The organism is Adlercreutzia rubneri (genome assembly GCF_009755265.1).
Lineage (GTDB): Bacteria > Actinomycetota > Coriobacteriia > Coriobacteriales > Eggerthellaceae > Adlercreutzia > Adlercreutzia rubneri.
Genome location: NZ_WPOO01000001.1, coordinates 1 through 23,222, shown reverse-complemented (window position 1 = coordinate 23,222; position 23,222 = coordinate 1). Strand labels below are relative to the sequence as shown.

The 23,222-nt window shown below is 66.8% G+C and carries 21 protein-coding genes and 4 tRNA genes; 1 reads left to right on the top strand and 24 read right to left on the bottom strand.

Features of this window, described 5'->3' with window-relative positions:
• Positions 1–224: 224 nt before the first annotated feature.
• The 19 genes from GO707_RS00120 to rlmD form a co-directional block, all read right to left on the bottom strand.
• A tRNA-Asp gene (locus tag GO707_RS00120) sits at positions 225–301 on the bottom strand.
• Between the two features lie 20 nt (positions 302–321).
• A tRNA-Asp gene (locus tag GO707_RS00115) sits at positions 322–398 on the bottom strand.
• A 69-nt stretch (positions 399–467) separates the two neighbouring features.
• Positions 468–830, bottom strand: a complete 363-nt coding sequence (locus GO707_RS00110; protein ID WP_114539757.1) for a histidine triad nucleotide-binding protein — start codon at positions 828–830, stop codon at positions 468–470.
• A gap of 266 nt (positions 831–1,096) precedes the next feature.
• Positions 1,097–1,747, bottom strand: coding sequence for a TIGR03936 family radical SAM-associated protein (locus tag GO707_RS00105; RefSeq protein ID WP_114539756.1), 651 nt, complete (start codon positions 1,745–1,747; stop codon positions 1,097–1,099).
• The gene (locus tag GO707_RS00100) at positions 1,747–3,747 is read right to left on the bottom strand and encodes a TIGR03960 family B12-binding radical SAM protein (protein WP_114539755.1); all 2,001 of its coding nucleotides are present in this window, start codon (positions 3,745–3,747) and stop codon (positions 1,747–1,749) included. Before GO707_RS00100 ends, GO707_RS00105 begins: the two co-directional genes overlap by 1 nt.
• The gene (locus tag GO707_RS00095) at positions 3,740–4,927 is read right to left on the bottom strand and encodes a YcjF family protein (RefSeq protein ID WP_114539754.1); all 1,188 of its coding nucleotides are present in this window, start codon (positions 4,925–4,927) and stop codon (positions 3,740–3,742) included. Before GO707_RS00095 ends, GO707_RS00100 begins: the two co-directional genes overlap by 8 nt.
• On the bottom strand, positions 4,924–6,180 hold the full coding sequence (rodA, locus tag GO707_RS00090; protein WP_114539753.1) for a rod shape-determining protein RodA: 1,257 nt from the start codon (positions 6,178–6,180) through the stop codon (positions 4,924–4,926). Before rodA ends, GO707_RS00095 begins: the two co-directional genes overlap by 4 nt.
• A gap of 1 nt (position 6,181) precedes the next feature.
• On the bottom strand, positions 6,182–8,356 hold the full coding sequence (gene mrdA, locus GO707_RS00085; RefSeq protein WP_114539752.1) for a penicillin-binding protein 2: 2,175 nt from the start codon (positions 8,354–8,356) through the stop codon (positions 6,182–6,184).
• A gap of 12 nt (positions 8,357–8,368) precedes the next feature.
• Positions 8,369–8,896, bottom strand: coding sequence for a rod shape-determining protein MreD (gene mreD, locus GO707_RS00080; RefSeq protein ID WP_227070208.1), 528 nt, complete (start codon positions 8,894–8,896; stop codon positions 8,369–8,371).
• Positions 8,893–9,915 carry a rod shape-determining protein MreC gene (gene mreC / locus GO707_RS00075; protein ID WP_114539751.1) on the bottom strand — a complete coding sequence of 341 codons (1,023 nt, stop codon included), beginning with the start codon at positions 9,913–9,915 and terminating at the stop codon, positions 8,893–8,895. The genes mreD and mreC overlap by 4 nt, the downstream gene beginning before the upstream one ends.
• A 14-nt stretch (positions 9,916–9,929) precedes the next feature.
• Complete coding sequence (gene mreB / locus GO707_RS00070) at positions 9,930–10,985, bottom strand: rod shape-determining protein (protein WP_022739738.1); 1,056 nt, start codon at positions 10,983–10,985, stop codon at positions 9,930–9,932.
• Positions 10,986–11,219: 234 nt separating this feature from the next.
• The gene (locus GO707_RS00065; RefSeq protein WP_157011442.1) at positions 11,220–12,509 is read right to left on the bottom strand and encodes a Ni/Fe hydrogenase subunit alpha; all 1,290 of its coding nucleotides are present in this window, start codon (positions 12,507–12,509) and stop codon (positions 11,220–11,222) included.
• Positions 12,510–12,513: 4 nt separating this feature from the next.
• Positions 12,514–13,302: an NADH-quinone oxidoreductase subunit B family protein gene (locus GO707_RS00060; RefSeq protein ID WP_114549645.1), complete on the bottom strand. Its 789-nt coding sequence runs from the start codon at positions 13,300–13,302 to the stop codon at positions 12,514–12,516.
• Positions 13,303–14,205, bottom strand: a complete 903-nt coding sequence (locus tag GO707_RS00055) for an FAD/NAD(P)-binding protein (protein ID WP_114549646.1) — start codon at positions 14,203–14,205, stop codon at positions 13,303–13,305. It abuts the gene before it with no gap.
• Between the two features lie 5 nt (positions 14,206–14,210).
• Positions 14,211–15,236 (bottom strand): 4Fe-4S dicluster domain-containing protein, encoded by a 1,026-nt coding sequence (locus tag GO707_RS00050; protein ID WP_114549647.1) that lies wholly within the window; start codon positions 15,234–15,236, stop codon positions 14,211–14,213.
• 322 nt (positions 15,237–15,558) lie between these two features.
• Complete coding sequence (ndk, locus tag GO707_RS00045; protein WP_114539746.1) at positions 15,559–15,963, bottom strand: nucleoside-diphosphate kinase; 405 nt, start codon at positions 15,961–15,963, stop codon at positions 15,559–15,561.
• Positions 15,964–16,053: 90 nt separating this feature from the next.
• A complete protein-coding gene (locus GO707_RS00040) occupies positions 16,054–17,439 on the bottom strand; it encodes a tetratricopeptide repeat protein (protein ID WP_114549648.1) in 1,386 nt (461 codons plus the stop codon).
• A gap of 101 nt (positions 17,440–17,540) precedes the next feature.
• The gene (locus tag GO707_RS00035; RefSeq protein WP_114549649.1) at positions 17,541–18,074 is read right to left on the bottom strand and encodes a peptidylprolyl isomerase; all 534 of its coding nucleotides are present in this window, start codon (positions 18,072–18,074) and stop codon (positions 17,541–17,543) included.
• A 99-nt stretch (positions 18,075–18,173) separates the two neighbouring features.
• A complete protein-coding gene (gene rlmD, locus GO707_RS00030) occupies positions 18,174–19,619 on the bottom strand; it encodes a 23S rRNA (uracil(1939)-C(5))-methyltransferase RlmD (RefSeq protein ID WP_315969921.1) in 1,446 nt (481 codons plus the stop codon).
• A gap of 117 nt (positions 19,620–19,736) precedes the next feature.
• On the opposite strand from rlmD, the gene GO707_RS00025 reads away from it, so the two are divergent.
• Positions 19,737–19,812: transfer RNA gene (locus GO707_RS00025), tRNA-Arg, on the top strand.
• Positions 19,813–19,856: 44 nt separating this feature from the next.
• Here the strand turns inward: GO707_RS00025 and GO707_RS00020 are convergent.
• The 5 genes from GO707_RS00020 to GO707_RS12110 form a co-directional block, all read right to left on the bottom strand.
• The gene (locus GO707_RS00020; protein ID WP_231699479.1) at positions 19,857–20,804 is read right to left on the bottom strand and encodes a diacylglycerol/lipid kinase family protein; all 948 of its coding nucleotides are present in this window, start codon (positions 20,802–20,804) and stop codon (positions 19,857–19,859) included.
• Positions 20,805–21,314: 510 nt separating this feature from the next.
• Positions 21,315–21,719 carry a GtrA family protein gene (locus GO707_RS00015; RefSeq protein ID WP_114539743.1) on the bottom strand — a complete coding sequence of 135 codons (405 nt, stop codon included), beginning with the start codon at positions 21,717–21,719 and terminating at the stop codon, positions 21,315–21,317.
• Between the two features lie 65 nt (positions 21,720–21,784).
• Positions 21,785–21,859: transfer RNA gene (locus GO707_RS00010), tRNA-Glu, on the bottom strand.
• 79 nt (positions 21,860–21,938) lie between these two features.
• Entirely contained in the window at positions 21,939–22,940 is a 1,002-nt protein-coding gene (locus tag GO707_RS00005) for a glycosyltransferase family 2 protein (protein WP_114549651.1), read from the bottom strand.
• 43 nt (positions 22,941–22,983) lie between these two features.
• On the bottom strand, positions 22,984–23,222 hold a 239-nt coding region (locus tag GO707_RS12110), incomplete at its 5' end, for a hypothetical protein (protein WP_232325469.1).

The window sequence follows — 23,222 nt, the reverse complement described above, 5'->3', positions numbered from 1 at the left end:
ACGTCTCCGCACGCACTGCCGAAGTCGTCAAATAAGTAACTGCGCTATCATAGACATCAGCAAAGCGCCCGACCGGGGAGTATTTCACATAAGTCCGGCGCTTTACTTTTGCCAAAGCGCTCGAGCAGTGAGCATTTCACTCAAGTCGGGCGCTTTCGTATTTCCGGATCCCCAGTACGGCATCAAACAAAAACAGGAGCCCGTAGGCTCCTGAACTAGTTAAATGGCGGGATGTACGAGACTCGAACTCGCGACCTCCGACGTGACAGGCCGGCGCTCTAACCAACTGAGCTAACACCCCGAATGGTGTCGTGCTGAAAATGGCGGGATGTACGAGACTCGAACTCGCGACCTCCGACGTGACAGGCCGGCGCTCTAACCAACTGAGCTAACACCCCGTGTTTCAGCAGCCCATATAGTTTAACAGAATCGCTCTTCCGCACAAGCCCCTTTTTCGAGAATTTTTCCTACTGTGCCTCGCGGTAGGAGCCCTCGAAGGTGAAGCGGCCCATCTTGGTGCCTCCGAGCACGTGAATGTGCAGGTGATTCACCGTGGCCGCCGAGTCGGGGCCCGTGTTCACCACGGTGCGGTAGCCGGACTCGCCGACGCCCTTCAAACGCGCCACCTCCGGCACGACGCTCATCATATGCCCGATGACCTCGGCCGGCACGCCGGCGGCCAAGTTGTCGTAGTGGGTCTTCGGCACGATGAGGGTGTGCACCGGCGCCTCGGGCTCGATGTCGTCGAAGGCGTAGCACACATCGTCCTCGTACACCTTGGCCGACGGGATCTCGCCGGACACGATCTTGCAGAACAGGCAATCGTCCATGGGTCTTCCTTTCAACTTCCAACCCTTAAATCATACCTTCATTTGCCCGCGTTGGCTTGAAAACAACGAAAGATCGGCAATCGCGCCGTTTTTCGCCCCTCCTTTGCCTGAAATGGCTTGGAAATGACGAAAGATCGGGCATGCCAAGCTCTTGAAAGCCCTTTTGTAATACACCAGCTGGGGAAACATCCGGTTCTGTATTACAAGGAAGCCCGATTTTCGCTCTTTCGGCCGAACTTTCGTGATTTCCAAGCCATTTTGCGGGGCTAAATCCCCTCGGCGGCGCGCTGGTCGATGCGGAGGAAGGTGATCGGCCGCAGCATCTCGGTCGCGTGACCGGCGGCAACGGTCTCGCGAATAAGTTCGCGGGCGAAGGCGTCGGCGCGCAAGGATCCCGTGGGCTTGGCCTCAAGGGAGAAGCGCACCGTGGCGCCGTCCAGCGACACCGGGCCCACGAGGAAGTCGGCCGGCACGAGCGTCTTCTCCTTCTTCTTGCGCACAACGGTGATGGCCTCGGGAACCACGATGGCGCCCGGAGCCTCGGAGAGCACGACCTCGTAGGTGCTCACGGGCAAAGCCACGCTGGCGGCGGCATCGCGCGCCTCAATGTAGCGCGCCTCGGTGGGGTACAAGTCGGCGGGACTCGCCTCCTGCAACGCCGCGAGGGCACGGAGCGCCGGCACGTAGTCCGTGAGGAACAGATCGAATATCTCGGCGGTGCCTCCCACCCCCACGGGCAGAGCCGCCCCGAAGGCGATGCGCATATGCGGCGAGAAGCCCTGGCTCACCGCAAAGGGCAGCTGCGCCCGGCGCACGGCGCGCTCGAGGGCGCGGGCCAGTTCCAGATGCGACAACATGGCCAGACGGCCAGTCTCGCGGAAGGTGACGCGCAGACGGAACAGACGGGGATCGGCCATTATCGAATCGCCTCCTTACCAGCAGCTCCTTCGCGTTGCCCTGCTCGCCCGGGACGCGGGGGCTCGGCCTGCCTCGGATGCGCGACCGTGCGATACGGGTTGCGGGCCGGCGACGCCTCCTTGCCCTCGCGCTCCTGCTGCAACTCGATGTCGACGCCCAACGTGGGGCAGGCGCCGCAGGCGGAGCAGTTCTCGAAGGTGCAGTCCGGCGTCGTGATGCCGGCAGCGGCGCGCTCCCGCTCCCGGGCGAGGAACTTCGGTGAGACCGCGGCGGTGATGTGCGCCCAGGGCAGCACGTAGTCGGTCGGGAACTCGGCCTGGGCGATCGCGGCGGGATCAAGCCCCAGCTCCCCGGCAGCGCCCGTCCACGCCTCTTCATTGAAAAGCTCCGTCCAGGCGTCGAATCGGGCGCCGCGCCGCCAGGCGGCCTCCACCCAATCGGCCACCTCGCGGCCGCCGCGGCTCATGACCGCCTCGACGAACGACGTCGCGGGGTCGTGGTAGTGCACGTCCACCGCCTTGTACTTCACCGAGCGCTTGAGCAGCCCCACGCGCCGCAGCGTCTCCTCCGGGGAGATCTGGCCGTCCCATTGGAAGGGCGTCTGGGCCTTGGGCACGAACACCGCGCAGGACACGCTCATGCGCACGCTGCCACGCTGGTCGGCCGGCACGGCGGCCTTGGCGCGGTCGTAGGCGCGCTGGGCCAGACTCGCGATGCCCTTGATGTCGTCGTCGGTCTCGGTGGGCAGCCCCACCATGAAGTACAGCTTGCAGCGGCGCCAGCCGGCGGCAAAGGCGGCATCAATGGCGGCGAACAGGTCGTCCTCGGTGACGTTCTTGTTGATGACGTCGCGCAGCCGCTGGGTGCCGGCCTCCGGCGCGAAAGTGAGACCGCCCTTCTTCTGGCCGGCCACGAGCTCGGCCATCTCCACCCCGAAGGCGTCCAGGCGCTGGGAGGGCACGCTCACGCGCACGCCGGCCCCGGCGCAGTCGGCGTTCACCCGCGAGAGGATCTCGGCGATCCGCGAGTGATCCGTGGAGGAGAGCGACGTCAGGCTCACCTCGTCGTAGCCGGTCTCGGCGAGGCCCCGGGCCACGGCGTCCACGATGTTGTCGGCCGAGCGCTCCCGCACCGGGCGGTACATCATGCCCGCCTGACAGAAGCGGCAGCCCCGCGCGCAGCCGCGCAGGATCTCGACGTTCAGCCGGTCGTGCACCACCTCCGTATAGGGCACGATCATGGGCTCGAGGGCCGGGCTGTCGGCGAAACCCTCGAAGACGCGCTTGTGCACCACGCATGGCACATCGTCGAACAGGGGCTCCGCCCAGCTGCCGGCCGCCTGGGCCTCCTCATCGCTGCGCCAGCGGTACAGACTCGGCACGTAGGCGCCGCCCACGCGCCGCACCACCTCGCGCAGGATCTCGGCCCGGGGCGCGCCGGATGCGCGCAGCTCGCGGATGAGCGCCAGCGTCTCGGGCAGCTGCTCCTCCCCCTCGCCCACCAAGATGACGTCGAAGAACGGCGCGTAGGGCTCCGGGTTGTAGGCGCACGGGCCGCCGGCCAGCACGATGGGGTCGCCCTCGGCGCGGTCGGCGGTGCGCAGCGGGATGCCGGCGAGGTCCAGCGTCTCCAGCACGTTGGTGGCGGCCAGCTCGTGGGGCAGCGTGATGCCCACCACGTCGAAGTCGGCCACGGGGCGGCAACTCTCCAGGGAGAACAGCGGCACGCCCTCCTCGCGCATGAGGTCGGCCATGTCCACCGCCGGCAGAAAGGCCCGCTCGGCCCCCATGCCGTCAGTGGCATTCACGGCGTTCACGAGGATGCGCACGGCCTGGTTGGCCTGGCCCAACTCGTAGGTGTCCGGGTAGATCATGCAGAAGGCGAAGTCCCCCTCGGCCACCGGCGCCGATGAGCCCCACTCGTGGTTCAGGTAGCGGGCCGGCCGTTCCACCCGGGAGAGCAAAGGCTCCACCCGAGGCCACAGATCGCGCCTAGCCACGGGCGCCTCCCTTGCCAGCGCCCTTCCCCTTGCCGCGCAGGGCGCGGAAGGCCGAGGCCCCGGCTCCGCGAGCCGCCTCGATCACCTTGCCGCCGGCGGGGGTTGCCGCCGCCTTCGACGCGGCCTCCACGGCCTCGTCACGGGCCTTCTGCACCACCGATGCCACGCCGACGATGTCGCCGCCGGCCTCGAAGTACTCGATGGCCGCGTGCCCCATGGCCTCGGTGCCCGCGAACCCGATGGCCCCCTTGATGGCCCAGCCGAGCACCGGCACCACGCCGACGGCCGTGCGGGCGATGTTGCGGAACAGAAACGCCCCGCCCACGACGGCCGCCAGCTCCTTGATGCGCTCGGCCGACAACGGCTGGCCGTAGGCAGCGGCGATCTGCAGCAGCATCTTCGCCTGGTTGAGCGTCATGATGGGCATGTCGGCCCCGGGGATGAACACCACCACGCCCACGCCGGCGTTCTGCACCGAGGTGGCCCGCACCGCGTCCAAGGACAGCGGGCGCCGCACGAAGGGGAAGGCCAGCGCGAAGGCGAGGCGCTTGTCCTTGCAGGCGGCGATGATCCACTCCCCCATGCGACGATCCAACGTTGAGGCGCCCTCCCCGTCCAAGGGAATGGGCTCGGCATCGGCGGGCTCGGTCTCCACGGGCAGCGCGTGCTCGATGTCCTCGATAGCCGCCTCGGCCGCCGCGGCGTTCGGCGCCTCGTTGGCGGTGCTGCCGGCCGTGATGCGGCGCGCCAGAGCCCGGGCGGCGTCCCCGAAAGGCGTGGGGTTGGTCATGTTCGGCGCGACGATGTCCCCCTCGGGAACGGGCCAGCCGGCCGCCTCGGCCGCTGCGGCCACGGCGTGAGGGGCCGTGGTGGCCACCATGACCGGGATGCCGGCGCCGCGGATGTGGGCCGCCTGCTCGCCGATGCGGGGCGAATCGCCGGCGACGATGACCGCCATGTCGTCGGCCCCGTAGGGCTCGGCGAGCAGGTTGTCATCCAGATACCCGATGGTCACCCGGGTCTTGGCCCCCGCGCTCGCAAAGGCGCTGCGCACGTGGCCCACCACATCGCCCGGGGCCGTCTCGTCGATGTAGACCGACACCGCCAGAGGCGTGTTGCGCGCCTCGTCGATATCGGTGGCCGCCTTCAGGAGGGCGGGGATATCGAGGGGAAGATTCATGAGGCCTTCCTTCCGTGAGAGGGAGTCCGGGCAAAGCCGGACTGCGTGGACGTATGGGAGTACACCGAGCCGATGAGCCCGATGAGCGCGAAGTTCACGACCATGAACGAGGAGCCGTAGCTGACGAAGGGCAGCGGGATGCCCGTGATGGGCATAAGACCGCAGTCCATGCCGATGTTCTCCAAAATCTGGAAGAGCCACATGCCGATGACGCCCATGACGATGAGCATGCCGAAGAGGTTGTCGGCGCGCCGGGCGATGGAGAGGCACGCCACGATGAGCAGGGCGTACAGGCCGAGAAGCGCCATGACGCCCACGAACCCGAACTCCTCGGCCAGAACGCAGAAGATGAAGTCCGTGGGGGCCTCGGGCAGAAAGCCGTGGGTCGACTGCGTGGCGTTCCCGATGCCCTTGCCGAACAGGCCGCCGCTGCCGATGGCGATCTTGGCCTGGGCGAGGTTGTAGCCGTCGCCGGAAAGGTCCCCCTCGGGGTTCAGGAACACGAGCAGGCGGCTGCGCTGGTAGTTCTTCAGGAGGCGGTACTCCCACGTGCCGTCGGACTGCTGGTACTTCAGCAGCTCGTCGACGGCGAACACCGCCGCGATGGCCGCGATGCCGGCGATGAGCGTGATGAGCAGGTAGCGCCCCTTGGCGCCTCCCATGACGAGCACCACCGCGGAGATGGCCATATACACCAGCCCCGTGCCCAAGTCCGGCTGGGTCATGATGGCCGCGAACGGAACGAGCAGCATCCCGAGCACCTTGCAGTACTCTCGCCAATCGTCCAGCGTGCCCTGGTAGCGGGCCAGAAGACTCGCGGCGAAGAGCACCACCGTGACCTTCGCGAACTCGCCGGGCTGCACCTGCATGCCGATCTTGATCCAGGACTTGGCCCCCATGCCCGCGTCGGTGCCGAGGCCCGGGATGTGGGGCAGAAGGATGAGCACCACGTTGATGACGAGCAGCGCCGTGGTGAGGTTCGAAAGGCGCCGGTAGTCGAAGGCCCACAGGGCCACCATGGCGACCAGGCCCACGGCCACGCCCTGCAGCTGGCGGCTGAAGTTGTAGTCGGCGTCCCCCTGCACCGCCGACCAGCAGACCACGAGACCGTAGGCGACGAGCACCGCGATGACGGCGAGGAAGCCCCAGGGCACGCGCGCAAGCAGCGAGGGCGCAGCCGGGCGCGCCGAGCCGTGGGCCGGTCGGCGCTGGCTGGAGTGAACCGAGTGGATTTGGGGAAGCTGCTGGGCCATGCTAGTCCTCACGGCCGCCGGAGTCGTTGGCGATGGCGACGGACTCGCCGGGCGAGCCGGAGATGCGCTCCGGCTTCACCGAGGACGTGCCGGCGGCGCAGTCCATGAGCGCGCCCATGACCTCGGCCACCACCGGCGCCGCGGTGTCCGATCCGCCGCCGCCCTGCTCCACCACGCAGGCCACGACGTACTTCGGATCGTTGTAGGGGGCGTAGGCCACGAACCATGCCGTGTCGTTCTGATCCTGCTTCTCGCCGGTGCCGGACTTGCCGGCCGCATCGATTCCCAGCTCCTCGAACAAGGGCGCCACGGAGTGGGACTCCTGCACCATGCCGTGCAGCGCGTCGCGCACGTAGGCCAGATGGGCCTCGGTCACCTCGGGCGTACGCTCGACGACCGGCTCGTAGGTGACGACCGTCTCGCCCTCGCTGTTGCGCACCTCCTTCAGAAGGTGCGGCCGCATGATGCGGCCCGTGGCCACGCCGGCGTAGGCGCAGGCCACCTGCAAGGGCGTCACGAGCACATCGCCCTGGCCGATGATCATGTTGGTGTAGTCGCCGCCGCGGAAGGTGGCTTCGGAGGGCACGTTCTGCCAGCGCTCGGCCTTCCAGGCCGGGGTGGGAATGACGCCCACAGCCTCGCCGCCCAAATCGATGTCGGTCTTCTCGCCGAAGCCGAACTGCCCCAGGTAGTCCTGGAGCGCCGTCTCCGATATCTCGCCGGTGCCGGCGGGCCCATGGTCGTAGAAAGCCTTGCCGATCTCGTAGAAGACCGTGTCACAGGAGTTCACGATGCCCCCGTGCAGATCGAGCGTCCCATGGCCGTCGTGCTTCCAGCAGCGCTGCACGTCCCCAGTGCCGAAGCCGTCCCACTTGCCCGTGCAGTTCCACGAGCTGCTCTCCGTGGCGAAGCCGTACTCCAGGCCAGCTAAGGAGGTGAAGGCCTTGAAGGTGGAGGCGGCCATGAACTGGCCGGACACCACGTTGTTGTTCAGCGGCGCGTAGGCCTCCTCGGAGTTGTACCTATCCATGAGTTCCTGGGAGAAGGCACCGGTGAAATTCGTCGGGTCGAAGGTGGGGAAGCTTGACATAACGAGCACCGACCCGTCGGTCACATCAAGTGCCACAACGGCGCCCTTGGAGCCCTTGCCCGTGCCGATGACGCCGCCCGATGGCGCGATGAGCTTGGCCAGGGCCGCGTCGGCCACGTACTGAGCCCTGGCGTCGATGGTGAGGTAGAGGTCGTTGCCCTTGGTGTCCTTGATGTCGCTCATGACCGAGATGCGCCGGCCGTTGGCGTCCACCATGACCTGGCTCTCGCCGTGCTCGCCGGACAAGTACGCGTCGTAGGTGGCCTCCACCCCAGCGTTGCCCACCACGTCGATGGCGAGGATGTCGCGGCCCTCGATCTTCTCCTCAAGCCGGGCAGCCGAGGGCGAGCCGGTGTAGCCGAGCACATGGGCCGCCAGCGCCCCGTAGGGATACTCGCGCTGGGAGCGCTCCTCCACGGTGATGCCGGGGAAAGCGTCGGCATGCTCGGCGATGAAGGCCACGTCGCGCAGGCGCACGTCCTCCCCCACCACGCGCAGGCTCTGAGCGCCGGCGGCGGCATCGTTGATGCGCTGGAGCACCACGTTGGCGGGAAGCCCCAGCACCGTGGAGAGCCGGCGCACGACATCGCGGTTGTCGGCCACCTCAGGGTCGGCCACGACGGTCTGGCTCGGGCGGTTCACCACCAAAGCCTCGCCGTTGGTGTCGTAGATGCAGCCGCGGGGGGCGGGCGTCTTCACCGTGGTGTACAGGTTCTCCTCCGCCGCCTGGGCGTAGGCCTCAGATCCCGCGATCTGCATGGACCACAGCTTCGCCGACAGGGCGCCAAAGATAGCCACGGCCGCCGCCGCCAGACCCGCAAAGCGGCGTCCCAGCTCGTCAGAGGGCTTCTTCGACGCGGCCCCGGGCTCGGAGCTGGACACGGTCACATCGCCCTCGCGGGCGGCCTGGGCCTTGGAGCGGCGCTCGAAGGGCGAGCTTCCCACGCCCACGGTGGAAAGCTCCGAGACTCCCTTGGCGCGGCCGACCGAGGGCGTCTCCCTGCGGGCGCGCAGCGCGAGCGCCGCTGCCACGGCTACAATGACGATGACCGCCGCCAGGACGGCGACGATGATAGCTACGAGCACGGCTCCCCCTTCCTAACGAAGGACCGGCGTCCCGGGTTGGACGCGCGGGCGATCGACCATCAACCGCGCGGCGATCGGATACAGCAAAAGGCCGATGACGCAGTCGTAGAGCATGCAGGGCAGCGTGCGGTAGAGGAAGGCCTCCCCCAAGGGCACGTCGGCGCCGCAGACCACGACGATGAGCCCGTACATCACCTCGACGAGCATGATGCACGCCAGCATGATGGCCACCGGCATGAACAGGGTATCGTTGTTGAGCGCCATGAACAGCCGCGAGGCCAGAAACGTTACCAGCACGAGCACAAAGGCCATCCCTCCCACAGGACCGCCGCCCATGAGGTCGAAGAGAAGGCCCAAAACCAGCGGCATGACCGACCCGGACGCGGCCGGCGTGGCCACGGCGCGCACGATGCAAAAGGCCACGATGAAGTTGGGCACGGCCTCGAACAGCGTGATGGCCGGCGCCACGGTTATCTGCAGAAGCACGGCGATGACGGCGCCGATGACGCCCGCCACCGTCTCGCGGGAAAGTTCCATCATGCGGCCTCCCCTCCTTCGGTGCCGTCAGAGCGGCCCGCATCGTCGCCGGAGCCGTCGCCGCTGGCACTGTCGTCACCGCTGCCGGTATCGTTGCCGTCGCCGGAATCGCCCGAGCCGGAACTGGACGCTCCCTCGCCGCCGTCGGCGCTCGTGGGCGCCGTCACGGTGCGGTCGGCGGCGTCGTCGGCCGCGGAGAACACCACGAGCGCCTCCTCCATGAGGCTCACGGTGTCGTTGGGGGCCACGACGATCTTGCGGGTGTCGCTGCCGGCGCTGCCCTCGACGCGCACCACCGTGCCGATGATGAGGCCCCGGGTGTAGCTCCCGCCCAGGCCGCTCGTGAGAACCACGTCACCCACCTGCACGTTCACGTCCGCGCCGATGTTCTCCAGATAGAGCAGGCCGTCCATGGAGCCGCGCACGATGCCCTCGGCCCGGCTCGACTGCACCATGGCGGCCGCCCCGGACTGCGGATCGGTGAGCAGGCGCACCCGGCACGAGCCGCCGTCCACGGAGATGACCTGGCCCACGACGCCCGTGGGACCGAGCACGGTGAGCCCCGTTTCCACGCCGGAGCTCGATCCGACGTCCAGGGTCACCGTCTGGTTCCACGCGTCGGTGGTCCGCCCGATGACGCGGCCGGACACGCCGGTGATCTCGTAGGTGTCGCGCAGGTTCAGAAGGCCGCGCAGCCGCTCGTTCTCGAGACGCTGCTCCTCGGCGGCGGCCAGCTGCTGCACGAGCTGCTCGTTCTGCTGGCGCAACGTCGCGTAGGTCTCCTCGGTAACGCCACCCTCGGCCGCCGCGGCCCCGGCGTCGTCCACGGCCTCGGTGAGAGGCGCGCTCGCCCGCTGCAGGGGCACCATGGCGCCCTCCACGGCGGACTGCAGGGAATGCAGGGGGCCTGTAGCGCCCTCGGCCTGGTACAGGCCGACGCACACCAGCGAGACCGCCAGCGCGATAATGAGCGAGAGCCGGCCCGCGGAGGCCGGTTCGTGTTGCTGAAAGTTGAGAGCCATAGGAAGCGAAAGACCTACTTCGAGCGCATGAGCGTCTGCTTGAGGGCCGTCGGCGTCTCGAGCACCTTCAGGCAGCCCGACACCACGTTGGTCAGCGCCGTCTCGGACACCCACACGGGAATCTCAAGCTTGTCGGTGAGGTAGCGGTCGAGGCCCGAGAGCAGGCCGCCGCCGCCCGTGAGCAGGATGCCGTTCTGGATGATGTCGCTGGCCAGGTCGGGGTTGGTCTTCTTGAAGGTGTCCTTGATGTGCAGCACCATCTCCTCGATGGGGGCCTGAAGCGCCGCGCGCACGTCCTCGGACTGGATGGTGACCTCCTTGGGCTGCTCGGTGTAGACGTCCTGGCCGGAGATGATCATGTCGCGCTCGCGGCCGTCCTCGAAGGGAAGGATGGAGCCGATCTTAATCTTGATGACCTCGGCCGTACGCTCGCCGATCTTGATGCCGAGCAAATCGCGCAGGTGCATGGCGATGGCCTCGTCGAGCCGGTTGCCGGCCAAACGAAGCGAGCTGGACGTCACAATGCCGCCGAGCGAGATGACGGCCACCTCCGTGGTGCCGCCGCCGATATCGACCACCATGGAACCGGTCGGCTCGGTCACGGGCAGATCGGCGCCCATAGCGGCGGCCATGGGCTCCTCGATGAGGTAGGCCTGGCGGGCGCCCGCCTGGATGGTGGCCTCGAACACGGCGCGTTTCTCAACCGAAGTGGCGCCGCAGGGGATGCACACGACGATGCGGGGCTTGGGCTGCCAAGGGTACTTGCGCTCGGCCGCCTTGTTGATGAAGGCCGAGATCATGGCCTCGGTCACATCGTAGTCGGCGATGACGCCGTCTTTGAGCGGGTGCTCGGCGGAGAACGCGTCCGGCGTGTGGTTGATCATGTTCTTGGCCTCATGGCCGACGGCCAGCACGCGCTGAGTGGACTTTTCTATGGCGACAACGGAGGGCTCGTTGATGACGATGCCCTCCCCCGTAATAGCAACAAGGGTATTGGCAGTGCCCAGATCGATGGCCATGTCCGCGGACATCTGGCCGGTCAGGCCCGAAAACCAATCAAGGAATGACATACAGGCAAACCCTTCGGATACGTATAGGTTACAGTCAGCCTTAGATTTTATCACACGGGGCCTAGGGGCTTAGAAACTCCATAGGTGTAAGGGATTGTCCGGGCTCGGAGCCGCCGGGGTGCCCCGTGCTCAAGCAATGGCTCGCTCGGCGGAACAGTCCACTGGACTGTTCCGTTCGCTGCGCAACCTGCGCGCGGGCCACCCCGGCGGCTCCGAGCCCTACATTGCCAAAACTTAGTGCACGCTGCAGGAGAGGCAGGGGTCGTAGGCGCGGACGAGCTTCTCCACTTCCAGGGTGATGAGGTCGGCATCGTAGCCCCCGGCGACCATCTTCTCGGCGAGCTGGCGCATGTCCGCCTCCAAGTTCGCGATGTTCTGGGCCGTGGGCGTCATGATGGAGGCGCGCTCGATGCGGCCCTCGCCGTTGATGTCCAGGATGTGGAACAGCGCCCCGCGCGGGGCCTCGGTGAATCCCACGCCACGACCGGCGCGCACCTCGAAAGGCACCGGCTCGCTCGAGCCCTCGAACTCGTCGGCGGCCAGGCGCCGGCAGAGCGCTGAGCAGCGGTCGAGCACGTCCACCAGCTCCACCGCCTGGGCGATGTTGTTGGCGAAGGGGTTGTACTCGGGAGGGCGCAGCCCCGCCTTGGCGGCGGCGTAGCGCGCGTCCTTGGAAAGCGCGTCCCAGCTGGCATTCACGCGGGCCAGGGCGGCAGTCATATAGGGCCGTCCCGTGCGGCGCGCCCGGGCGAGGAAGGCGGCAGAGTGCCCCACCGGGTACTCCTCGATCTCCTCTTCCACGTCCTGGGCACTGAAATCGTAGCCGGCGCGAACGAAGCGCAGGGTGTCGGAGGTGCACACCGGGTAAGCATCAGGCGCCACCATGGCGAGCAGGTCGCCCTCCGTCTGCACGTCCACGGTGTCGAAATCGCGGAACAGATCGACGCTGGCTAAGGCGAACTCGCGCGTGGCGTCCATGGCCTCGGCCAGACGCAGGTACTCGTCGGCGGAGATCTCGTGGGTGAATCCGCCCACCACCGCCGTGATGGGATGGATGGACCGGCCGCCCACCAGGGTGCACAGCTCGTTGCCCAGCGCCTTCAATCCCAGCGCGCGCTCGAACAGCTCTGGGTTGCCCTCGGCCAACGGGAACACCGACTTGTGGCCCAAGAAGTCCGGGGCAGCGAACACGAACAGATGCGTGCCGTGGTTCTGCAGGTAGGAGCCGTAGAGCAGAAGCTCGCGCAGGGCCTCGGTGCGGTCGGTCACTTCCACACCGAAGACCTGCTCGATGGCGCGCAGGTCGGTGACGACGTGGCTCGACGAGCAGATGCCGCAGACGCGGGAGGCGATGTAGGGCACCTCTTCGAAGGAGCGGCCCCGCACCATGGATTCGAACAGGCGCGCCGGCTCCACCACGGCCATCTTGCAGGTGACGACCCGACCGTCCTCGATAACGAGGCGGATGTCGCCGTGGCCCTCGACGCGGGCGATGTGGTCGACGGAAATCTCGGTGGCGGCCATGAGGTTACTCCTCCCCTTGTGCGGCGTTTATCGCCACGGCGTTGAACATCTCCAGGGCGTCGTTGAAGCGCGCGACCTCAAGGCCGCGCTTTCCCACGACGTAGCGGGCGGCCTCCACGTTGGAATCGGGAGAGAGTCCCGCGCAGCCGTTGCAGGGACGGCCCAGCGCCGGGCACTTCGCCCCGCAGCCGGCCCGGGTCACGAGTCCCAGGCACATGACGCCCTGCTTGTAGAAGCACCCCTTCTCGTTGCGGGAGCACTCGCCGCACAAAGCCGAGGTGGCCGGCAGCCGGTTGCTTCCATAGAGAACGCCGTCGAGCACGCGCACGAACTCGAAGGGGTCAATCGGGCAGCAGCGCACCTCTGCGTCCACGTCGATCACGTCCGACACGGGCCGCGGCGCCAACAGGTCGCCGCAGGCATCGGGCGCCGCATCGCCGTAGACGGACTCCACATGACCCGCCAGATCGCCCGAGGCCATGCCGGGAATGCCGCCGGTGACGGCGCACGATCCGATGGCGATCACGCTCCCCGCGCGCTCGCGGGCGCGGCGTACCGTCTCGGCCGCCTCCTCGGTGGTGACGGCCCCCTCGATGACGGCCACGTCGAACTCGTCGGGCATCGGCACCGAGCTTGTCAGCTGCCAGTATCCCAGATCGATCTGGCCGAGCACGTCCATGAGGTGGCGCTCGATGTTCGTGATGTTGATCTGGCAGCCGAAGCAGCTGGCCAGGCCGATAACGACCACGCGGGGAGCACGGCGCTCGGCGGTCGGTGACAGGTTCTCGCTCATTTACATCGACCCCTGAATGTTCTTGGCTTCCCAATAGTTGAAGACGGGCCCGTCGATACAGCAGTACTGATGGCCCACCTGGCAGTGCCCGCACTTGCCCACGCCGCACTTCATGTGGCGCTCGAAGCTCATGTAGATACGATCGTAGGGGATGTCCTTCTTGCGCATCTCCTGCACGACGAACCGGTACATGATCGGCGGCCCGCAAAGGGCGCCGAAGGTGTTCGTCGGGTCGATCTCCAAGTGCTCGAACGGCTTGGTGACCAGCCCCACTTCCCCATCCCACGTATCGTCGGGATGATCCACGGTCAGGTGCAGCTCGAAATCCTTGCGGTGCTTCCACATCTCGAACTGGTTGCGGAACATGACCTCGGAGGGGTTTTTGGAACCGTAGATGATCGTGACCTTCCCGAACTCGCTGCGCTCGTCGTGGATGTTGTTGATGAGCGAGCGCAGAGGCGCGATGCCCAGGCCGCCCGCCACCAAAAGCACGTCGTGGCCGCGCATCTCGTCGATGGGGAACCCGCGTCCGAAGGGCCCGCGGATGCCGACGATCTCGCCGCACTGCATCTGGTGCAGCCGCTCGGTGAACCGGCCAGTGCGGCGGACGCACAGCTCGATGAAGCCCTGCTTGGTGGGCGACGACGAGATGGAGATGGGCGCCTCCCCCACGCCGAAGATGGACAGCTCCACGAACTGCCCCGGCTCCTGGCGGAAGGCCTCGCGGATGCGCTCGTCCACGAAGCGGAACTCGAAGAGCTTCTCGGTGGGCGTGAGCTCGGTGATGGAGGTGATGCGCGCCGGCCACGGACGGTAGGGGTTCGCGTGCATGAGCTCGGCGCCGGTGGCCTCGCGCCCGGCGTCGCGGAAGGGATGCACGGCCACGATGTTGTCGTTCGCCATGGCTCTTAGGCCCCCTTTCGGTCGAAGAACTTCAGCACCTCGATGGGGCTGATGTCGACTTTGCAGGCGGAAACGCAGCGGCCGCAGCCCACGCAGAGGTTGCGGTCGTGCTTGGCCAGAAAGCCGTTGAGCTTGTGGTACATGCGGTGCCGCACGCGGGAGGCCGGCGTGGGCCGGAAGTTGTGGCCGCCGGCGACCATGGCGAACTGCGGCGAGGTGCAGGCGTCCCACACGCGCTCGCGGCGCCCCGTGGCCGCGCCCGGGTCCAGCGTGTCGCGGATATCGAAGCAGTAGCAGGTGGGGCATACGTTCGCGCAGGCGTTGCAGGAAAGGCAGCGGCCGCCCAGCTCCTCCCAGAACTCGTCCTCGTGGAAGGCGTCCATGAGCATGGGGATCTCCTGGATATCGGGGATGTCCCGGTTGAAGGCCTCCTGGCGCGCGCGGGTGGCGGCGCGAAACGCGATGCGGTCCTCGTCGGTGGCCTCACGGACATCGCAGGCCGCCTCCAAGATGTTCGCCGCCACGACGCTGCCGATGGAAACGAGGTAGCGGCCGCCGATGTTCGTGAGGAACAGGTCGTAGGCGGCCCGTGCCTCCTCGGCGTCCATGAGGTTGCAGAAGCAGTTCGCCGACGGCATGCAGGCGACGCCGACGATGAGCGTGGCGGCGGCATGGGCCGCGTAGTAGGGATCGGGATAGCGCGGGTCGTTGAAGACGCTGCTCAAGTTCTGCAGGCCGTTGATGTCGCAGGCGTGCACGCCGAAGAGCACCCGGGGGCGCACCTCATCGGTGTAATCGGTCACCTCGTTATTCTCGGCATCGAACTCGAAGAGGGTCTCTTTGGCCGGCAGGAGGTACTTCTTGGGAGAGGCGATGGTCGTGGGGTAGTCCAGCGCGATCTCGTCGAAGGAATCGACGGCGGAGAACACGTACTTGTCCCCCCGCTTGACCGGCGCCACCACCTCGTAGCGCTCCATGAAGGCGGCGACGAGCGCCGGCGCCTCCGTCTCGTCAATGACGCGATACAGCATAGGCGATTCTGTTCCTTACGTCCTGCGCGCGCAACGGTTCGCGCAACGGTTCCGTCTCCTTCCATAGTAACGGCTCTTCCGCCGCCCCACTCCCTCGCGCAGGCCGATGGCCCAGAAAAACCAGACGGAAACGCAAAAAGCCCCTCTCAGGGCTTTCCGATAGAGCCATTGCCAACTCACATTGTTGGCAAGGTCAGCGAGAAGCCCCAAGGTGCCGATAGTTGGCGCGTCTCACGGCCGAGCGTACTAAGGTACGTGAGGGCAAGCGAGAAAGCGCCAAATATCGGTGCATTGGGGCTTCGCAGTGTCGGCTTAATCTTTTTTAATTAAAAAAGATTTTGATCTCGCGCTCGGCGGACTCAGGGCTGTCGGAGCCGTGGATCACGTTCTCGTCCATGATGAGGCCGAAATCGCCGCGGATGGTGCCCGGGGCCGCCTCGGCCGGGTTGGTGGCGCCCATGAGCGAACGGCACTTGGCCACGGCGCCCTCGCCGGAGACGACCATCTTCACCACGGGGCCGGAGGTGATGTACGCGATCAGCCCGTCGTAGAAGGGCTTGCCCTCGTGCTCGGCGTAGTTCGCCTTCGCCTGCTCGGGGGTGACCATGCCCAGCTCCATGCGCTCGATGGTGAGGCCGGCGCGCTCGAAGCGGTTGATGATCTCGCCGATGTGCCCGTTGCGCACGCCGTCGGGCTTGATCATGGAGTAGGTCTGCTGGATAGCCATGGAATTCCTTTCGTTGTAAGGGTCTTGCTTGCAGACGGCCCGCAAGGCGCGGGCCGGGTTTGCTGAAATCGGAAAACGGCCCGATGCGCTTTAGGCCTGGCTCGGGAAGTACAGCTCCACGTTGCTGACCTTCCACGTGATGCCGTCGCGCACCATGGAGATGCGGTACTGCACGGACCCGCCCTCCTCGGTTTTGGCCGTGGCGTACACCGTGGACTCGGTCATGGAGCGACTCACGCCGTCGATGGTCACGTTGGAATCGGTCACCACCGGATCGAGCATGGCCGGGATGGCATCTTTGTCCACATCGGCGGAGAACACCTTGTCGGCGGCGCCGGACGGGTCGCTGAACAGCTCCTGGGTCACCGTCTGCACCGTGGGGTAGCCGTAGCCCTGGGTATAGGCGAACACGCCGGCCGCGGCGGCCAGCACGATGACGATGACGAAGAACAGCAGGATCTTCAAACCCACGTTGCGGCGCTTGCGATCCTGCTTGGCCAAACCGCGCGACCACTGCTCGAGCTCGGCGTCGGTGGCCGTGAAGAACCGGTCGTTGTCGACGTTCTCGTAGGCGCCCACGTAGCCGGGGAAGCTCGCCGGGTCGGCCTCGTAGGTGCCCTCGTCGTAATAGAAGGCCTCGGAGACGTCGCCGCCCTCGTAGGCGCCCTCGTCGTAGACGCTCGTGCCGTCGGCGGCCACGTCGAGCCCGGACATGTCGGCCAGCTGCAGCACCTGGGTGGCCTGGTTCTGCTCGGACGTTCCCTGGGCCACGGCCCCCACGGCGCGCTGGTAGTCGACGCTGGCCGAATCGGACAGGTAGTACGTCTTGTCGGCGATGGCCTCCTCAAAGGCATGCACCGCCTTCTCCATCTGGCCGCAGGCCACGTAGGCCTGCCCCAGGCTCGCCTGCAGCTTGTTGCGCGTGGCCGGCTGCATGTCGAACTGCAGGGCGCTCTCGTAGGAGGCCACGGCGTCGGCCGGGCGGTTCAGAGCCATGAAGCAGACGCCCAGGTTCAAAAGCGCCTTGGTGGGGTCGGGGTTCGACTCGTCCAGAGCGGCCTCGCGGAAGGCCACGCCGGCTTCGGCGGACTTGCCGAGCTTCATGAGCGCGTTGCCCATGCCCATGTAGGACTTGTAGGGAGTGGGGTTGGTCGTGTCGGCCACCGACTTCTCGAAGCAGTTGATGGCGTTCGTGTAGTCGCGCAGCGACGCGTAGGCCATGCCGAGGTTGCACTCCACCGTCGCCAGCGCCCGATAGGCCGTATCGGCCGTGGCCTGGCTGTAGGCCTGAATGGCCTCGCGCGGGTTCTTCAGCTTCACCAGACAGTTGCCGATCTGGTGGTAGAGAAGGCCCATTTCCCCGGGAGTGAGCGGGAAGTTCGTGTCCTGCAAGCATTCCGTGAAAGCCATCAGCGCGCCGCGGTAGTCACGCAGGCGGTAGCGCTCATTTGCTCGATCGAATAACTCGTTGTTCATAGACTTCCTTCACTCGACATTCGGGGCGGCCGCTTAGGCGGCGCGGCAGTGAGGTGAGACGGCTCGGACGGCGGGCGCCGACCCCTCTCGCGGGGCGGTACTTACTCGGCGGCGTTCTCGATGACGACGGACTCGATGACATCGCCGGCGCGCAGCTGGCCGATGACGTCCTTACCCTCGATGGTCTGGCCGAACACGGTATAGCCGGAGTCCAGGTTGTGCTGGGGGCCCAGGCACAGGTAGAACTGCGAGCCGGCGGAGTTGGGATCCATGGAGCGGGCCATGGCGAGCGCGCCGTCCTCATGGGAGTTGTTCGGGTTGGTGGTGAACTCCTCCTTGATGGAGTAGCCCGGGTTGCCGGTGCCGAAGGGGGCCAGGCCCGGGGCGCGGCCGGCGGCCACCTGCTCGGGGGTCGCCTCGCGGGTGTTGGGGCAGCCGCCCTGGATGACGAAGCCGGGCACGTAGCGATGGAATTTCAGGCCGTCGTAGAAGCCCTTCTGCGCCAGCTCCACGAAGTTGCCGACGTGGATGGGGGCGTCGTTGCCCGCCAGCTGCACGCGGATCGTGCCCTTGGAGGTGTTGATGACGGCAATCTCCTCGCCGGTGGGCTGATATTCCGGGGTGTAGAGAGCCATGGGGCTCCTCCTTTGTTCTCGGCGACGCGGGCGGCCGGCGCTTGGGGGCGCTACGGGCGCGAATGCGTCTCATTGCATACGGGGAATGATTCTAGCAGGTTAGGAGCCGGACCGCTCGAAAATGCTAACCACTTCCACATGGTAGGTCTGCGGAAAGAGGTCGACGGGGGTGGCGCGGATGAGACGGTAGCCCTCCTGCTCGAAACGGGCCGCGTCGCGGGCCCAGGTGGACGCGTCGCAGCTGACGTAGGCCACGCGCCGCGGCGAGGCGGCGGCGATGGAGGCCACCACCCCCTCGGCGAGCCCCGCGCGCGGCGGATCCACCACGAACGCGTCCAACTCCCCCAGCTCGGGAAGCTCCCGGGCGGCATCCCCGCCGATAATGTCGATGTCGGCGCCGGCGCGCTCGGCGTTGCGGCGCAGATCGCGCACGGAGCTGCCCGCCGACTCCACGGCCACCACCTCGGCCCCGGCCCGGGCGAGCGGCAGCGTGAAGGTGCCGGCGCCGGCGTAGAGGTCGGCCACGTAGTCGCCGGCCTCCACTTCCAAACCCGCGAGCACCAGCTCGACGAGCTTCTCGGCCTGAGCCGTGTTCACCTGGGCGAAGGAGGGCGCGCTCAGAAGGAGGCGACTTTCCGCCACTTCCTCCTCCCAGCAGCCCTTGCCGGAGATGGCCTCCACCTTCTTCACCTTGCGGGCGCGCCCGGGGTCGGCCACGACGCGGACGACGGAGGTGTTCTTCAGCGCGCTGGCGAGGGTTTTGGCCGCCGCGGCCCGCGGGAAGGGACCCGGGGTCGTCCACAGGGCGATCTCCACATCACGGGTGCGCAGGCTGCCGCGCACCCCCACGCGGAACAGGCCCAGGTCGCTGCCGCCGGAGAGGTAGCGTAGCGCGCCCCTAAGCGCCTTGGGGGCACCTTCGATGTTCCGGTGGGCCAAGGGGCACGCGTCCAGCGAGACGACGTCGGCGCCCCCTTCGGGACGCATGCCCAAGATGAGGCGACCGGCACCGTCGGCGCCGCAGGACAGCTCCAGCTTGTTGCGGTAGCCCCACTGGCGTTTCGAGGGCACGCAGGAACCGACAAGGGCCTCGGCGCGGGCCGCGTCCATATGGGCCGTGCGCACTAGAGCGTCCACCACGTTCGCCCGTTTGGCGACAAGCTGAGCCTCGTAGGCGAGGGGCGCCCAGGGACATCCCCCGCAGCCCGCCGCGCACGGGGGCGCCACGCGGTCGGGCGAGGCCTCAAGGATCTCGGCCGCACGCCCGCGGGCGAAGCGGGGCTTCTCCTCGGTCAGCTCCACGCGGGCGACATCGCCCGGCACGGCCCCTTCCACGAACACAGTCTTGCCGTCAGACAGGTGCCCCACGGCCGCCGACCCGAAGCTCATGCGCTCGATGGGCACCACCTCGCCGGGCGCGCCCGAGGCGCACGGGGCCGAAGCGGGAGCCGTCGCGACCTCAGGGGCCGCCGCGTCCTGAGCCTTCGCCGTGTCGACGGAGCGGTCGGACGCGGCGTTATCGTTCCTGGTGGACGTATCGATCACTGGGGGCTCCTGTTCCGTTCTCGTTCCATCTGAGGGGTATTTTACGGATTTGCCGTCCGTGGCGGCGCAATTGCCCTATAATAGCGCAGCACCCGCCTGTCGGGACCCTGAATTCGTGCCCTCGTAGCTCAGGGGATAGAGCACTTGCCTCCGGAGCAAGGTGCCGCAGGTTCGAATCCTGTCGAGGGCACCACCTTCAAAGCGCAAGCCCCGCCCCCGCGGGGCTTTTTCATTGCCCTACCGCTGGCCCACAACGACGGTGAGGGCGTCGGGGACGCAGTCGATGAGGAAGTGCGTGCCGTGAACCGGCTCCCCGTCCATCTGGGCCGGCGGCTCCTCCTCGAAGTCGAGCACGAGGGAGGATGCTCGCCGGAAATGGATGTGGTCGCTTCCCGTGTGCTTGCCGCCCCGGGCGCGCAGAAGGAGCGCCAGCGCCCGCATGGACGAAAGCTCCGGCGTGGCCCAGCAGATGTCGAGCAGCCCGTCGTCGAGGCGCGCCTTGGGCGTGATGCGGAAGTGGCCACCGTAGGTGGGCCCCACCTGTACGGCTACCAGATAGGCATCGTCCCATTCCGGATGAGGGGCGCATCCCGGCTCCGCCCCCAGGACATCCATCTTGAAGGAAAACACCTGCAAGTGGTGGAACAGCTGATCGACGGCACTTTCCAAATAGAGCATGGTGCCGGCGCGGCCGGACTTCTGGCGACGGTCCATGGTGTCAAGCGCGATAGCGGCGTCCAAACCGAAGGAGAGCGTCTCGGCGAAGTAGCGGCCGTTGACGCGCCCCACGTCGGCCCGCACCGTTTGAAAGCGCAGAATTTCGGTGACCGCCGTGGGGACGGAGTAGGCCATGCCCAACGTCTCGGCGTAATCGTTGCCGGAGCCCACGGGGATGACGGCCAGGACCGGGCGATCCTGGGGGGCGCGGGCCATAAGGCCGTTCACCACCTCGTTCACCAGGCCGTCGCCGCCGAGCGCGATGACGCAACCCACGTCGGGGCCCAGCTCGCGAGCCAGCGACTCCCCGTGGCCGGCCCAGGCCGTGGTAAGCATTTCGAAACGCCCGTCGCCCACGCGCTCGCGCAGAAGCCGCGCCGCCTCGGAGGCGGCCACGGCCCCCCGCCCGCTCTTCGACACGGGGTTCGCAATGAGGACGATTCTCCCCTCTTCTATGGAAGGAACCACGACTAGCCTCCTAACCAAGCAGCCGACGCAACGCCGACCGAGCGACCAGCCCAGTGCCGACCTGCGAATTTCCCGATGCACCTTGAATAAAGCGACCCGGAGCTTTCCGAGCGCCTAGCAGAGAGGAGCCCGAGGATTTCGCCCATTCTACCAGAGATGATGCCTTCTCCCCATCCCGCGGGAGCGCCGTTCGCAACTCGTTTTCGGACACAGTACTCGAAAACTGGGGGCAAATGCCACTTCGACCCAGAAATGGTCGATGGGCAAAAAACGCATCTGCCATTTTGAGCCTAAAGTGGCAGAAAAATGCCAGTTGAGGATAGAAATGGCGGGAAGGGAGAAACAGAGCTGGCCATTTCGGGGTCAAAGTGGCAGTTGCTACCAGTTTTTCGAAAACGGCACCCCGAAAGAATACCCCACGCGACGGCTCTTGCGCCCGCAGAAGCACCCCGTTACCGAATCGGCTCCTGCCCAAGGAACGGCTCGCCCTCGGATCGTCGCGAGGGCCAGCTACTCGAGAACGGCGCCGGTGTCGCCGTCGAGGAAGATCTTGCGCGTCACGAAGTTGTACACCATGACGATGGCCGTGGCAACGATCTTCACGATGAGGTAGCTCACGCCCAGAACCGACGAGCCGAGCCACATGAGCAGATCGTTCACTCCCAGGCCGATCACGGAGAGCACCACGAAGATGACGAACTCGCGCCGGCGCGAGAGCCCCTGCTTGTGCGTGAACACGTAGCGCATGGAGGCCAGGTAGTTGAAGACGACCGACACCGTGAAGGAGATGGTGGCGCTGATGAGGTAGTTCACGCCGGCCAGCTCTGTGAGCGCCACCATGAGGCCATAGTCGATGACGAAGGCGATAACGCCCACCACGCCGAACTTCATGAACTGCTGGACGAGCTTTCCCATCGTATTCTCCCTGAGGCCTTTCATAAAGAAACCCCGCTCGCAAGCGGGGTTCAGCGATTCTCAAGTGGTGCCCCCAACGGGAATCGAACCCGTATTTCAGCCTTGAAAGGGCCGCGTCCTAACCGTTAGACTATGGGGACCGCTTAAAACAGCTTGCATAGTATGGCAGAGTGCACCGCACTTTGCAAGGACGTCGTTCGCTTTTTCTCGGCGACGGCCCTAGCGCTCGGCATCCGCCTCCATCACCCGGTACACGCTCATCTCCCACTGGCGCCGGTGGGACTTCGCCACGGTGTCCAGGATGAGGCCGGCCGTCCAGGAGAGCGCCGCCACGATCATGAGCGCCACGGCGAGCACCGCCGAGGGGAGCTTCGCCACGTAGCCGGTGCCGAGGTACTCCGCCACCACCGGCAGCCCGAAGCACAGCCCCACCACGGCGAGCGCCAGGCCGAGCCATCCGAAGAAGGCCATGGGGCGGTAGTCGCGGAACAGGCTCGCGATGGCCGCGAGCACGAGCATGCCGTCGGAGAAGGTGGACAGCTTGCTCTCCGAGCCCTCGGGCCGGTCGCGGTAGTCGATGGGCACGTCGGCCACCCGCCAGCGGCGGTCCACGGCCCAGATGGAGATCTCGGTCTCGATCTGGAAGCCGCCGCTCATGACGGGCATCGTCTTCACGAAGGCGCGGGTGAAGGCGCGGTAGCCGGTCATGACGTCCTCGAAGGCGTAGCCGTAGATGACGCGGATGAGCCGGCGCACGAGGTTGTTGCCGAAGTTGTGGAAGGGCCGCTCGTTCTCCTTGCCGTAGGCGCCGTTGGAGATGCGGTCGCCCACGGTCATGTCCGCCGCATCGGCCGCGAGCGGGGCCAGAAGGTCGCCGGCGGCCTCGGCCGGGTAGGTGTCGTCGCCGTCGACCATGAGGTAGTACTCGGCGTCGATGTCGCGGAACATGCTTCTCACCACGTTGCCCTTGCCCTGGCGGGACTCCCGGCGCACCACCGCCCCGGCCGCCGCGGCAATGTCCGCGGTGCCGTCGGTGGAGTTGTTGTCGTAGACGTAGATCGTCGCCTCGGGCAGCGCCGCGCGGAAGTCGGAGACCACCTTAGCGATGGTGGGCGCCTCGTTGTAGCACGGGACGAGCACGGCCACCCCCTCGCCGCGCCGGGCCGCATCCACCGCGGCAGCCGTGGCCTCGGCGTTGGAAACTGTCGCTATATCGGTCATGGGAAGACAAACCTCCTGTCCATTGTTGACCGCGTCCATTATCTTAAATGAACGCGGGGGCGCGGAAAATCCCCCGAGAAAAACTTTGACCGAATCGGCGAAAAGCCCCTGCGACCCATAAGCGGATTTTCTGGCATCTTGGCGGGCTTGCCGCCGACGCGGGGCCGATGCGGGGAAAATAGGCTATGATAGCTTCCATGAACACACCTGCATCGAAATCGACGGAGCCCTCGGCTCCGATCGCTCCCGCCCCCGCCCAGCCGCTGACTCCTATACACATCT

What these genes read in the sequence shown, in the direction of transcription:
- GO707_RS00050 (WP_114549647.1), bottom strand. Translation starts at nt 15,236, where the DNA reads ATGCTGTATCGCGTCATTGACGAGACGGAGGCGCCGGCGCTCGTCGCC.
- GO707_RS00095 (WP_114539754.1), bottom strand. Translation starts at nt 4,927, where the DNA reads ATGAATCTTCCCCTCGATATCCCCGCCCTCCTGAAGGCGGCCACCGAT.
- GO707_RS00065 (WP_157011442.1), bottom strand. Translation starts at nt 12,509, where the DNA reads ATGGCCGCCACCGAGATTTCCGTCGACCACATCGCCCGCGTCGAGGGC.
- GO707_RS00105 (WP_114539756.1), bottom strand. Translation starts at nt 1,747, where the DNA reads ATGGCCGATCCCCGTCTGTTCCGTCTGCGCGTCACCTTCCGCGAGACT.
- GO707_RS00040 (WP_114549648.1), bottom strand. Translation starts at nt 17,439, where the DNA reads ATGAACAACGAGTTATTCGATCGAGCAAATGAGCGCTACCGCCTGCGT.
- mreD (WP_227070208.1), bottom strand. Translation starts at nt 8,896, where the DNA reads ATGATGGAACTTTCCCGCGAGACGGTGGCGGGCGTCATCGGCGCCGTC.
- GO707_RS00055 (WP_114549646.1), bottom strand. Translation starts at nt 14,205, where the DNA reads ATGGCGAACGACAACATCGTGGCCGTGCATCCCTTCCGCGACGCCGGG.
- GO707_RS00110 (WP_114539757.1), bottom strand. Translation starts at nt 830, where the DNA reads ATGGACGATTGCCTGTTCTGCAAGATCGTGTCCGGCGAGATCCCGTCG.
- ndk (WP_114539746.1), bottom strand. Translation starts at nt 15,963, where the DNA reads ATGGCTATCCAGCAGACCTACTCCATGATCAAGCCCGACGGCGTGCGC.
- GO707_RS00035 (WP_114549649.1), bottom strand. Translation starts at nt 18,074, where the DNA reads ATGGCTCTCTACACCCCGGAATATCAGCCCACCGGCGAGGAGATTGCC.
- rodA (WP_114539753.1), bottom strand. Translation starts at nt 6,180, where the DNA reads ATGGCCCAGCAGCTTCCCCAAATCCACTCGGTTCACTCCAGCCAGCGC.
- GO707_RS00060 (WP_114549645.1), bottom strand. Translation starts at nt 13,302, where the DNA reads ATGAGCGAGAACCTGTCACCGACCGCCGAGCGCCGTGCTCCCCGCGTG.
- GO707_RS00015 (WP_114539743.1), bottom strand. Translation starts at nt 21,719, where the DNA reads ATGGGAAAGCTCGTCCAGCAGTTCATGAAGTTCGGCGTGGTGGGCGTT.
- mreC (WP_114539751.1), bottom strand. Translation starts at nt 9,915, where the DNA reads ATGGCTCTCAACTTTCAGCAACACGAACCGGCCTCCGCGGGCCGGCTC.
- GO707_RS00005 (WP_114549651.1), bottom strand. Translation starts at nt 22,940, where the DNA reads ATGACCGATATAGCGACAGTTTCCAACGCCGAGGCCACGGCTGCCGCG.
- mreB (WP_022739738.1), bottom strand. Translation starts at nt 10,985, where the DNA reads ATGTCATTCCTTGATTGGTTTTCGGGCCTGACCGGCCAGATGTCCGCG.